This window comes from Afipia sp. 1NLS2, from assembly GCF_000178995.1.
GTDB lineage: Bacteria > Pseudomonadota > Alphaproteobacteria > Rhizobiales > Xanthobacteraceae > Afipia.
The window spans coordinates 86,235-98,024 of record NZ_ADVZ01000005.1 but is presented as its reverse complement, the minus strand read 5'-3'; the positions used below and the strand labels follow the sequence as shown (position 1 = coordinate 98,024).

At 63.2% G+C, this 11,790-nt stretch carries 9 protein-coding genes; 7 read left to right on the top strand and 2 right to left on the bottom strand.

Going from position 1 to position 11,790, the window contains the following annotated elements:
* Positions 1–5: 5 nt before the first annotated feature.
* The 5 genes from AFIDRAFT_RS16580 (at position 6) to AFIDRAFT_RS16560 (ending at position 4,670) form a co-directional block, all read left to right on the top strand.
* Complete coding sequence (locus tag AFIDRAFT_RS16580; protein WP_009340765.1) at positions 6–512, top strand: TlpA family protein disulfide reductase; 507 nt, start codon at positions 6–8, stop codon at positions 510–512.
* Positions 513–541: 29 nt separating this feature from the next.
* On the top strand, positions 542–1,057 hold the full coding sequence (locus AFIDRAFT_RS16575) for a copper chaperone PCu(A)C (RefSeq protein ID WP_245258196.1): 516 nt from the start codon (positions 542–544) through the stop codon (positions 1,055–1,057).
* A 160-nt stretch (positions 1,058–1,217) separates the two neighbouring features.
* Entirely contained in the window at positions 1,218–2,555 is a 1,338-nt protein-coding gene (gene proS / locus AFIDRAFT_RS16570) for a proline--tRNA ligase (protein ID WP_009340763.1), read from the top strand.
* Positions 2,556–2,694: 139 nt separating this feature from the next.
* Positions 2,695–3,963 carry a lipoprotein-releasing ABC transporter permease subunit gene (locus AFIDRAFT_RS16565; protein ID WP_009340762.1) on the top strand — a complete coding sequence of 423 codons (1,269 nt, stop codon included), beginning with the start codon at positions 2,695–2,697 and terminating at the stop codon, positions 3,961–3,963.
* A gap of 8 nt (positions 3,964–3,971) precedes the next feature.
* The gene (locus AFIDRAFT_RS16560; RefSeq protein ID WP_009340761.1) at positions 3,972–4,670 is read left to right on the top strand and encodes an ABC transporter ATP-binding protein; all 699 of its coding nucleotides are present in this window, start codon (positions 3,972–3,974) and stop codon (positions 4,668–4,670) included.
* 17 nt (positions 4,671–4,687) lie between these two features.
* On the opposite strand, the gene AFIDRAFT_RS16555 is transcribed toward AFIDRAFT_RS16560, so the two are convergent.
* Together AFIDRAFT_RS16555 and AFIDRAFT_RS16550 are read right to left on the bottom strand one after the other, a co-directional pair.
* On the bottom strand, positions 4,688–5,077 hold the full coding sequence (locus AFIDRAFT_RS16555; RefSeq protein ID WP_009340760.1) for a DUF3551 domain-containing protein: 390 nt from the start codon (positions 5,075–5,077) through the stop codon (positions 4,688–4,690).
* 27 nt (positions 5,078–5,104) lie between these two features.
* Positions 5,105–5,362, bottom strand: a complete 258-nt coding sequence (locus AFIDRAFT_RS16550; RefSeq protein WP_009340759.1) for a DUF3551 domain-containing protein — start codon at positions 5,360–5,362, stop codon at positions 5,105–5,107.
* 530 nt (positions 5,363–5,892) lie between these two features.
* Here AFIDRAFT_RS16550 and dnaE point away from each other — a divergent pair.
* Together dnaE and AFIDRAFT_RS16540 are read left to right on the top strand one after the other, a co-directional pair.
* Complete coding sequence (gene dnaE, locus AFIDRAFT_RS16545) at positions 5,893–9,363, top strand: DNA polymerase III subunit alpha (protein WP_040298603.1); 3,471 nt, start codon at positions 5,893–5,895, stop codon at positions 9,361–9,363.
* A 75-nt stretch (positions 9,364–9,438) separates the two neighbouring features.
* Positions 9,439–11,745: a caspase family protein gene (locus AFIDRAFT_RS16540; RefSeq protein WP_009340757.1), complete on the top strand. Its 2,307-nt coding sequence runs from the start codon at positions 9,439–9,441 to the stop codon at positions 11,743–11,745.
* Positions 11,746–11,790 lie beyond the last annotated feature (45 nt).

Below are 11,790 nucleotides of genomic sequence, written 5' to 3'. Positions count from 1 at the left end.
CTCACATGAAACAGCATCTGATGGGCCGGCTGTTCGCGGTTGCGGCGGCGGTCCTGTTCGCGAACGTCGCGCTGGCCGATGCCACCACCATCGAGATCAGGCCGTTCGAGCGCGGAAGCTGGCAAACGATCCGGCAGGCCCATGCCGGGCGGTCGACGCTGGTGCATTTCTGGGGCGTCACCTGCGGGCCGTGCAAGGTCGAACTGCCGGAGCTTGGCAAGTTCGTGAAAGCCAATCCCGGCGTGGACGTGGTGATGATCGATGCCGATCTGGTTCCGAACACGCCCGCCGCGGTGCGGGCAATGGTGTCGCAGGCGGGGCTGGCGTCCACCGAGAACTGGGCATTCGGTGACACCTTCGCCGAGCGGCTTCGCTACGAGGTTGATCCCAAGTGGCAGGGGGACATTCCGCGCACAATCCTGATGAGTAAGGACGGCACTACGACCACGATCGAAGGATCTGCCAATATTTCAAGTCTCGAAAACTGGGCAGCAAGCGAAAGGAAGAAATAATGCGGAAGATGACAAGTGTTGCAAGCGCCATGCTGCTTCTGGTGGTTGGCGCGATCACACCGACCTTCGCAACCGACTATAAGGCTGGCGATCTGACGGTTGTGCAGCCGTGGGCGCGGGCCACGCCTGCTGGCGCCAAGGTCGGCGGCGCGTATCTTGTGGTTACTAATAATGGCAAGACGGCCGATCGGTTGACCGGCGTGTCCATATCGGCTGCGGATCATGTCGAAATCCATGAAATGAAAATGGACGGCGGCGTGATGAAGATGCGGCCCTTGCCCAACGGCATCGAGATCAAGCCCGGCCAGACGGCGAAGCTCAATCCCGAAGGTAATCATCTGATGTTGATGGGACTGAAGGCTCCTCTCAAGCAAGGAGAAACCATCAAGGGCAGGCTGACCTTCGAAAAGGCCGGGGCCGTGGATGTTGAGTTCAAGGTCAATTCCATCGGGGCTATGAAGGCCGACAACGCCGCCTCGAGCGGAGCGATGAAGATGGACGGCATGAAAATGCAGAACACAGACAATATGCAAAAGGGACACTGAGCCTACCTGACGGGGCAGCGACCCGCGTTTTCATCAAAAGAGCCGGTAAAAGGCAGCCAGTCGTTCGAGCAACGGCTGGCTGCGTCGGTAAAACCCTTGTATTTTGCCCGCCAATCCGGTTTCAGTGACGGCTTCCCGCCCCACGATTCCAGAGCATCCCATGCGGCTGACGCGCTTTTTTCTCCCCATCCTCAAGGAAACGCCGAAAGAGGCGGAAATCGTCTCGCACCGGCTGATGCTGCGCGCGGGCATGATGCGGCAGGAGGCTGCGGGTATTTATGCCTGGTTGCCGCTCGGCTTCCGGGTGCTGAAGAAGATCGAGAAGATCGTCCGCGAGGAGCAGGACCGCGCCGGCGCCATCGAGCTTCTGATGCCGACGCTGCAACTGGCAGATTTGTGGCGCGAGAGCGGCCGCTACGACGCCTACGGGCCTGAGATGCTGCGCATTCAGGATCGCCACAAGCGTGAGTTGCTGTATGGGCCGACCAACGAGGAAATGATCACGGAGATTTTCCGCGCCTACGTGAAGTCGTACCGCAGCCTGCCGCTGAACCTTTATCACATCCAGTGGAAGTTCCGCGACGAGCAACGCCCGCGTTTCGGGGTGATGCGCGGCCGCGAATTCCTGATGAAGGATGCCTATTCGTTCGACATCGACGAGGCCGCCGCGCGGCTGTCCTATAACAAGATGTTCGTCGCCTATCTGCGCACCTTCGCCCGCATGGGGCTGAAGGCGATCCCGATGCGCGCCGAGACCGGGCCGATTGGTGGCGATCTGTCCCACGAGTTCATCGTGCTGGCGGAGACCGGCGAATCCGGCGTGTTCTGCAACAAGGACGTGCTCGACCTGCCGGTGCCGGGTGCGGACGTGAATTATGACGGCGATCTCACGCCGATCATCAAGCAGTGGACCGAATTGTACGCCGCGACCGAGGACGTACACGACACCGCGCGCTATGAAAAAGAAGTGCCTGCCGACAAGCGCGTCAACACGCGCGGTATCGAAGTCGGCCAGATTTTCTACTTCGGCACTAAATATTCGGATTCGATGAAGGCGCTGGTGGTCGGCTCGGACGGTGCAGAGAAGCCGATCCATGGCGGCTCCTACGGCATCGGCGTCTCGCGCCTCGTCGGCGCGATCATCGAAGCCTGCCACGACGAAAACGGCATCCAGTGGCCGGAGGAAGTGGCGCCCTTCCGCGTCGCCATTCTCAATCTCAAGCAAGGTGCGGCGGATACCGACACAGCCTGCGAGAAGCTCTACAAGGAATTGTCGGCGGCGGGCGTGGACGTGCTCTACGATGACACTGACCAGCGGCCCGGCGGCAAGTTCGCCACTGCCGATTTGATTGGTATTCCGTGGCAGATTCTGGTCGGACCGAAGGGCCTCGCCGAAGGCAAGGTCGAGATCAAGAAACGCGCCGACGGCAGCCGCGAGATGATGAGCGTTGACGAGGCGTCCCGCCATTTCCAGACGAAATGGAAGTCCGCCAACTGACATGACCGATATTTAACGTCGCATTGTCGGCGCTGGTGCGATTGAGCGGTGAATCATTGCGCTGCGGGGGCGGCGCGGACGTGGGCCTAGACTACAATTCGCCTGATTCGCATGGAATCCGGGGCGATGGACAGATTTGATGAGTGAGCCAGTTCGGACTGCCCCTTTTGCTCCTTTCGAGTGGCTGATCTCGGCGCGCTATCTGCGGGCGCGGCGCAAGGAAGGATTTATCTCGGTCATCGCGGGCTTCTCGTTCCTCGGCATCATGCTGGGCGTCGCCACACTGATCATCGTGATGGCGGTGATGAACGGTTTCCGGAAAGAACTGCTCGACAAGATTCTCGGTCTCAACGGTCATCTGCTGGTGCAGCCGCTGGAATCGCCGCTGACCGACTGGAAGGAAGTCGCCGACCGCATCAATGGCGTGCAGGGCATCCGTCTCGCCGCGCCCATCGTCGAGGGACAGGCGCTGGCATCCTCGCCATTCAACGCTTCCGGCGTGCTGGTGCGCGGCATTCGCGCCGCCGATCTCGAAAAGCTCACCTCGATTTCCAAGAATATCAAGCAGGGCACGCTTGAGGGTTTTGACGACGGGCAGGGCGTCGCCATCGGCCGCCGTCTCGCCGATCTGTTGTCGTTACACGCGGGCGATACCGTCACACTGGTTGCGCCGCGCGGCGCCGTGACGCCGATGGGCACTACGCCGCGCATCAAGCCCTACAAGGTCGCCGCCGTGTTCGAGATCGGCATGTCGGAATACGATTCCTCCTTCGTGTTCATGCCGCTGAAAGAAGCGCAGGCCTATTTCAACCGTCCCAACGATGTCACCGCCATCGAGATCTATACCGATAATCCCGACAAGGTGGATGAATACCGCAAGGCGGTGGCGGAGGCGGCGCAGCGACCGATCTTCATGGTGGACTGGCGGCAGCGCAACTCGACCTTCTTCAACGCGCTGCAGGTCGAGCGCAACGTCATGTTTCTGATCCTGACGCTGATCGTGCTGGTTGCTTCGCTCAATATCATTTCCGGCCTGATCATGCTGGTGAAGGACAAGGGCAGCGACATCGCCATCCTGCGCACCATGGGTGCGACGCAGGGCTCGATCATGCGCATCTTCCTGATCACGGGTGCGGCGATCGGCGTGGTCGGCACGCTGGTCGGTTTCCTGCTCGGCGTCATCATCTGTCTGAACATTGAGAATATCCGCCAGTTCATCTCCTGGCTGACCAATACCGAACTGTTCTCGCCGGAACTGTACTTCCTGTCCAAGCTGCCGGCCGAGATCAGCATCGGCGAGACAGCGGCGGTCGTCATCATGGCATTGACGCTGTCGTTCCTGGCGACGCTGTACCCATCGTGGCGCGCGGCGCGGCTCGATCCCATTGAAGCCCTGAGATACGAGTGAGCGCGCCGATGCAAGACGGAGACAACGACGCGCCGGTGGTATTCCTCCACGACATCCATCGCCAGTACCGGCAGGGCGAAACCACGCTGACCATTCTTAACGGCGCCAAGCTCGCGCTGTGGGCGGGGCAGTCGGTGGCGCTGGTGGCGCCATCGGGCACCGGCAAATCGACGCTGCTGCATATCGCGGGACTTCTCGAGCAGCCGGATTCCGGCGAGGTCTACGTCAATGGCGCGCCGACATCGACGCTGTCGGACGGTGACCGCACCCAGATTCGCCGCACCGATATCGGCTTCGTCTACCAGTCACACCGCCTGCTGCCGGAATTCTCGGCGCTGGAAAACGTGATGATGCCGCAGATGATCCGTGGCCTGCCGCGCAAGGAGACGGTGCAGCGCTCCAAGGAAATCCTGGCCTATCTCGGCCTCGGCGACCGCATCACGCATCGCCCGGCCGAACTGTCCGGCGGCGAACAGCAGCGTGTCGCGATCGCGCGCGCGGTAGCCAACGCGCCCCGTGTTCTGTTCGCGGACGAGCCGACCGGCAACCTCGACCCGCACACCGCCGATCACGTCTTCAATGCACTGATGCAACTCGTGAAGGCGACGCAGGTGGCGATGCTGATCGCGACCCACAACATGCAGTTGGCCAATCAGATGGACCGCCGCGTCTCGCTGGCGGACGGGCAGGTGGTGGAGCTGGACTGAGGCTGCGCCTCACAGCATCAATGCGTGTGATGCGTCTTGCGCTTGTGGCGGACCTGTCGATGAGGTCCGGGCGCGGGCGCTGCGCGATAGGGATCGTAATTAGGATCGATATTGCTGCCGAACGGCGAATAGGGCACGCGCGGCTGCTTGATCACATAAGGGCTGCCGGGCGGCCCGTCATAGAACGGGTCGCGGTAGCACATCGCCGAGCGGCCCGATGCGCTCATCTGACATTGCGCCAGCGTCGAATAGCTGCAATCGGTGTACTGGTCGCGCGTATAGACCTTCATGCAATAAGGGTAGTCAATCAACGCCTGCGCAGGCGAAGAGGTCGCTGCGCCCATTAACAGGGCAAGACCGAGCGCGGAGAAGGCCAAGGATAGTCGGCGTACGATCATGTCATTCATGACGGCCCCTCCAGCGTCTCTTATGCCTCAGTAGGTTTCGCGGTAAACGCGGCGGCCCGGACGCGGCGCGTCGGGCACGCGCTGGATGAATGGATTACGCTCGCAATAGGCGAAGCGGCCGGATGCTGCGGCCGCGCAAGCCGCGTAACTGGGGTAGCTGCAATCGCCAAAACCCGGATAGTCGCGGCCACGGATGCAGTAAGGATACTCCTGCGCGGCCGCCGGCGTGATATCGAGGCTAGCGTACGCGCTGAGCGCGAGGGCCGCGAAAAGCAATTTGCGCATCGGTGTCTCCTGAAATTTGCGCGTCTGTATCTTCTGTATCTTATGAATCGTCTGAACCCGTTCGTGAACGTGTCCAGTTCCATGGTCAATACACTTCGACGCCAGTGGTTCGGTGACGGGTTGGGTCTGTCCCGTCAAACCTTCGTTAAGGCTGTTTATTCAGTCACGCTTCCGTGCGTCTTGACGAAAGAACAGATATAGAACATTGTTCTCCATATGTTCCAACCAAGCTTTCCGGGCATTTCCGGGGATCAAGGAGCCGATCATGTTGAAGATGTTCTTCGAGGAAGCCGCCGCACTGGCCTCGCTGGTGCTGTTTGTGGGAACCGTGGCGGTGTGGGCGCACCTTATTCCTCAACTGTAAAACGATCTGGGAACCGGGGTGCGGGCCGCAAGCTGGGGAAAGGGATGATAGCGCCAGCCAGGATGTGGTTACGCATGGACAGCGACGGGAGCGGGCGGCACCGTTGAGGCAGTGAGTCGCCTCCCGCGGCCCTTTTCAATTCCCCAGCGCGCGAAAGTCTGCCCGGATGGCTTCTCCCGGATTTATCCATCTTCACGTCCACTCGGCTTACTCGCTGCTGCAGGGCGCGATGAAGATTCCCAAGCTCGCCGAGCTTGCGAAGGCCGATCACCAGCCGGCACTGGCGCTGACCGACCGCGACAACATGTTCGGCGCGCTGGAGTTCTCCGAGAAACTCGCGGGCGTCGGCATTCAGCCGATCATCGGCTGTGCGCTCGCAGTCGATTTCGGCGACGTCGATCCGAATGCGCGCAACGCGCAGGCGCTCGGACCGGCTCGCATCGTAATGCTCGCTGCGAGCCAGGAGGGTTATCGCAGCCTGATGCGGTTGAATTCGCGCGCCTTCCTCGACATGCCCGGGCAGCAGATTCCCCACATCAAGGCGGAATGGCTTAAGGATGATACCAGCGGCCTGATCGCGCTGACCGGCGGACCGGAAGGGCCGGTGTCGCAGGCGCTCACCGCCGAGCAGCCGGAGCTTGCGCTCCAGCGGGTGGAGAAACTGGTAGGCCTGTTCGGCGACCGGCTCTATATCGAACTGCAACGTCATGGGCTCGACAGCGAACGGCGCGTTGAGAGCGCGCTGATCGACATTGCCTACGGCAAGGGCCTGCCGCTGGTCGCGACCAACGAGCCGTATTTCGCTACCGCCGATGATTACGAATCCCACGATGCGCTTCTTTGTATCGCGGGCGGGCGGCTGATCGCGGAGACGGAGCGCGCGCACCTGACGCCGGACCATCGTTTCAAGACCCGCGCCGAGATGGCCGTGTTGTTCGCCGATCTTCCCGAGGCGCTGGCGTCCACGGTTGAGATCGCGCAGCGCTGCTCGTTCCGCCCCAAAACGCGCAAGCCGATCCTGCCGCACTTTACCGTCGGTAGCGGACATCACGAGGACCCGTCCGCCGCCGAGGCGGCCGAGTTGCAGCGGCAGGCCCAGGAGGGGCTGGCGCACCGGATCGAGAAGCACGGGCTCGCGGAAGGGCAGACCGAAGAGGACTATTACAACCGCCTCGCCTTCGAACTCGATGTCATCAAGCGGATGAAATATCCGGGCTACTTCCTGATCGTGTCCGACTTCATCAAGTGGGCGAAGGCGCAGGGCATTCCGGTCGGGCCGGGGCGCGGCTCCGGCGCGGGCTCGCTGGTGGCCTATGCGCTGACCATCACCGACCTCGATCCGCTGCGCTTCGGCCTGCTGTTCGAACGCTTTCTCAATCCCGAGCGCGTGTCGATGCCGGACTTCGACATCGACTTCTGTCAGGATCGCCGCGGCGAGGTGATCCATTACGTGCAGGAGCGCTATGGCCGCGATCAGGTCGGTCAGATCATCACCTTCGGCACCCTGCAGGCGCGCGGCGTGCTGCGCGACGTTGGCCGCGTGTTGCAGATGCCTTATGGTCAGGTCGACAAGCTCACCAAGCTGGTGCCGCAGAATCCTGCCGCACCCGTGACGCTCGCCGCTGCCATCGCGGGCGAGCCGAAATTGCAGGCGTTCCGCGATGAGGACCCAGTGGTGGCGCGTGCCTTCGACATCGCCCAGCGTCTTGAAGGTTTGACGCGGCACGCCTCGACCCACGCGGCGGGCATCGTGATCGGCGACCGCCCGCTGTCCGAACTCGTGCCGATGTATCGCGATCCGAAATCCGACATGCCGGTGACCCAGTTCAACATGAAATGGGTCGAGCCCGCGGGGCTTGTGAAATTCGACTTCCTCGGCCTCAAGACGCTGACGGTGCTCGATGTCGCGGTGAAACTGCTGAAGCAGCGCAACGTCCATGTCGATCTGGCGCACCTGCCGCTCGACGACAAGGAAACCTACGAGATGCTGACGCGTGGCGACGTGGTCGGCGTGTTCCAGGTTGAAAGTCAGGGCATGCGGCGCGCGCTTGTCGACATGCGCCCTGACCGTTTCGAGGACATCATCGCGCTGGTCGCGCTCTATCGTCCGGGTCCGATGGCGAACATCCCGACCTATTGCGCGCGCAAGCATGGCGACGAAGAGCCGGAATATCTGCATCCGGTGCTGGAGCCGATCCTGAAAGAGACGTTCGGCGTCATCATCTATCAGGAACAGGTGATGCAGATCGCGCAGGTGATGGCGGGTTATTCGCTCGGCGAGGCGGACCTCTTACGCCGCGCGATGGGCAAGAAGATCCGTGCCGAGATGGAAAAGCAGCGCGTGCGTTTCGTCTCCGGCTCGGTCGAGCACAGCATCACCAAGGGGCAGGCCGAGCAGATTTTCGAGTTGCTCGCGAAATTCGCCGACTACGGCTTCAACAAGAGCCATGCCGCCGCCTACGCGCTGGTGTCGTACCAGACCGCGTTCATGAAGGCGCATTACCCGGTGGAGTTCATCGCCGCCTCGATGACGCTCGATACCGGCAACACGGACAAACTGTCCGAATTTCGCGCCGAGGCGCAGCGGCTCGGCATCAAGGTCGAGCCGCCGTCGATCAATCGTTCGGAAGGCACCTTCACCGTCGGCGGCAATACGATCTTCTATTCCCTCGCGGCGCTGAAAGGCGTGGGCACACACGCGGTCGACATGATCGTGGAAGCGCGCAAGAACGGCGGACCGTTCACCTCGCTCGCGGATTTCGCCGCGCGCGTGCCGCCGCGTGCGATCAACAAGCGCGTACTGGAAAGCCTCGCCGCAGCCGGTGCGTTCGACGAATTCAACCCCAACCGCGCTGCAGTGTTCGCAGGCGCTGACGCGATCCTTGCCGCCTGCCAGCGCAGTCATGATGCGGTCACGCTCGGGCAGAGTGACATGTTCGGCAGCCAGAGCGGCGCGCCGACGCTGATCCTGCCGAATGTCGAGCCGTGGCTTCCGGCGGAGCGATTGCAGCGTGAGTACGGCGCGGTCGGCTTCTTCCTCTCCGGTCATCCGCTTGACGATTACAGGGTCGTGCTTCAGCGGCTCAACGTGCAGTCGTGGGCGGAATTCTCCAACGCGGTGAAGAACGGCCGCACCGCAGGCAAGGTTGCCGCCACGGTTGTGTCGCGCATGGAGCGTCGCACCAAGACCGGTAACAAGATGGGCATCATCGGCCTGTCCGATCCGACCGGACATTTCGAGGCGGTGCTGTTCTCTGAGGCGCTCGGCCAATTCCGCGACATGCTGGAGCCGGGGCTCGTGGTGTTGCTGCAGCTGGCCGCTGAATTACAGGGCGAAGACGTGCGCGCGCGGATCAACAATGTCGAACTGCTCGATCAGGCGGCTGCGAAGACGCCGATGGCGCTCAAGATATTCCTGCGCGATGGCAAGCCGGTCGAATCGATCCGCCGCCGCCTCGAAGACCATGCGCAGGGGGCAGCCGCGCGCTCGGGCAGCGCGGGCGAGGTCACAGTGGTGATGATGCTCGATCTCGAGACCGAGGTGGATATGAAACTGCCAGGTCGCTTCAAGGTGTCGCCGCAGATCGCCGGTGCGCTGAAGGCGATCACCGGCGTTGTGGATGTACAGACGCTTTAGAGGCCGTTCAAATAATATTCAGACACGTCCGGGCCGAATATGCCATGATCGCGAAGTATCGCATCGGAGGCTGCCATGGCGTTTCGTCTCGTGGGATTGTTTGCTGCCGTCGCTTTACTGGCCGTGGCAACGCTGCCGGTATCCGGTCAGGCTCAACAGCCATCGCAGCAGCCGCAGGAAAAGCGCATCGCGCTTGTGATCGGTAACGGCGCCTACACCAAGGCACCGCTCGCGACCGCCGCTAATGACGCAGGTCTCGTCGCGCAGACATTGCAGGCTGCGGGATTTGAGGTGATCGGCGCGCGCGATCTCGACGGCGATACGCTGCGCGGCAGCTTCCGCGATTTCATCCAGAAGGCGGAAGCCTCCGGACCCGATACGGTGGCAATGGTCTATCTCTCGGGTTACGGCCTGCAACTCGCGGGCGAGAACTATTTCATCCCTGTCGATTCCAAGATCGAGCGCGACACCGACATTCCGACCGAGGGCCTGCGCCTCAACGACTACATGCGCCAGCTTGCGGCGCTGCCGCTGAAGGCGGGCGTCGTCGTGCTCGACATCGCGCGCCAGCAGCCCTTCATTGATGGGAATGCGCAGATCGCGAGCGGTCTCGCGCTGGTCGATCCCGAGCCGAAGATGCTGATCGCGTTCAACGCAGCGCCGGGCACCGTCGCGCCGGAGGAGCAGGGCGCTTATGGCGCCTACGCGCAGGCGCTCGCCGAGATGATCCGCGCGGGCGGTCTGCCGTTGCCGGAACTGTTCGATCGCGTGCGGTTGCGCGTCAACGAAACCACCAAGGGCGCGCAGGTGCCGTGGGACGCACAAAAGGTGGACGCGCCATTCGTGTTCTTCGACCGCGCGCCGGATGCGCCGCCGCAGGCGACGCCCGAGCAGGCCGCCGCCGCGCGCAACAAGCCGATCAAGGACATGGGTGCGCAGGATGCCTATGCCGCAGCACTCGAGCGCGACACGCTGCAGGGCTATGAGGATTTCCTCAATGCCTATGCCGGCGATCCGATGGCCAAGCGCGTGCGCGTGATCGTGGCTGCGCGGCGCGAGGCGATCACATGGCGGCGGACTTATCGCACCGATACGCCGGATGCCTACTGGTCCTATCTGCGTCGCTATCCGCACGGCCCGCATGCCGCCGATGCGCGCCGCCGTCTTTCTATTTTATCTGCTGCGCTGGAGCCGCCGCAGTCGTTCGCGATGATCGACTACGACGTGCCGCCGCCGCCGCCGGATGAAATTGTGTATGTCGACCGGCCGGTGCTGATGTTCTCCGATCCGGATTTCGATTTTGCGCCGCCGCCACCGCCGCCGGTTTATTATCTGCCGCCGCCACCGGAGGATTTCATCGATCTGCCGCCGCCGTATTATTCGGATGATCTGTTCATCCTGCCGCAGCCGATTTTCGTGCCGATCCCGATCTTCGTGCGTCCGCCGATCTATGTGCGACCGCCGCAGCACAACTTCATCTTCGCCAACATCCACAACCGCGCGGTGATCGACAACCAGATCAACCGGCGTGGACCGGGCAGCTTCAACCGGCCGGGACCGAACGGCCCCGCGGGTCAGCGGCTGTCGCCGCAATTCAATGCCGGCACGGCATTGCCCGGCGCGGTGCAGCGGCGCGCTACTCTCATTCAGGAGGGTAAGGCGCGGCGCCCCGCGAGTTCGTTCATCAATCCGCGCGCCAATGTCGGCAACGTCGACCGCCGCGCGCCACTGCCGGGGCCGCGCAAGTTCGGTCCCGCCGCCAACACGCCGCCGGCTGCGCCGGGTGCGCGGACCATGACGCCGGCCACGACGCCGAATCGCAATGCGTTGCCGGTGCCGGGTCGCAGCAATGTGCCGAATGCTCCCGCCGCACGGGGACCGCAGCCGAACGCGGCAACGCCGCAGGCACGTCCGGGTGGTCCGGGCGCTCCGAATGCCGGTGGTCCAGGTGCGGGCGGACCGGGCCATATGGGACAGCGTCCCGATCGTCGCGGACCGGATGCCATGAGGCCGCCATCGGCCCGGCCGTCGCCGCCGCCCACCGGAACGCGACCCGTGCCGCAGGTCCAGCGGCCTGTCGCCCCCTCACGGCCCGCGCCGCAGGTTCGCCCGCAGGCCCAGCCCCGAATGGCGCCTCCACCACATCGGGCAGCTCCTCAACCGCGTATGGCGCCGCCACCCCGGATGGCTCCGCAGCGTCCGCCGCCGATGGTCCGGCCAGCGGCTCCTCCGCGTCCGGCCCCGGCCGCGCGGCCAGCGCCACCGCCAAGGGCAGCGCCACCCCGGGCGGCCCCTCCACCAAGAGCGGCCCCGCCGCGCCCGGCGCCACCACGGCCAGCCCCGCCGGCCAAGCGGTGTCCGCCGAACGTACCGAAATGCTGAAAAAGGCCAGGCCGGCGGGGTATCCCCGCCGGCCTTCTCTTCAAC

Excerpts from the sequence above, each read along its gene's own strand:
- AFIDRAFT_RS16540 (WP_009340757.1), top strand. The coding sequence starts at position 9,439 with ATGGCGTTTCGTCTCGTGGGATTGTTTGCTGCCGTCGCTTTACTGGCC.
- AFIDRAFT_RS16560 (WP_009340761.1), top strand. The coding sequence starts at position 3,972 with ATGCAAGACGGAGACAACGACGCGCCGGTGGTATTCCTCCACGACATC.
- proS (WP_009340763.1), top strand. The coding sequence starts at position 1,218 with ATGCGGCTGACGCGCTTTTTTCTCCCCATCCTCAAGGAAACGCCGAAA.
- AFIDRAFT_RS16555 (WP_009340760.1), bottom strand. The coding sequence starts at position 5,077 with ATGAATGACATGATCGTACGCCGACTATCCTTGGCCTTCTCCGCGCTC.
- AFIDRAFT_RS16550 (WP_009340759.1), bottom strand. The coding sequence starts at position 5,362 with ATGCGCAAATTGCTTTTCGCGGCCCTCGCGCTCAGCGCGTACGCTAGC.
- dnaE (WP_040298603.1), top strand. The coding sequence starts at position 5,893 with ATGGCTTCTCCCGGATTTATCCATCTTCACGTCCACTCGGCTTACTCG.
- AFIDRAFT_RS16575 (WP_245258196.1), top strand. The coding sequence starts at position 542 with ATGCTGCTTCTGGTGGTTGGCGCGATCACACCGACCTTCGCAACCGAC.
- AFIDRAFT_RS16565 (WP_009340762.1), top strand. The coding sequence starts at position 2,695 with ATGAGTGAGCCAGTTCGGACTGCCCCTTTTGCTCCTTTCGAGTGGCTG.
- AFIDRAFT_RS16580 (WP_009340765.1), top strand. The coding sequence starts at position 6 with ATGAAACAGCATCTGATGGGCCGGCTGTTCGCGGTTGCGGCGGCGGTC.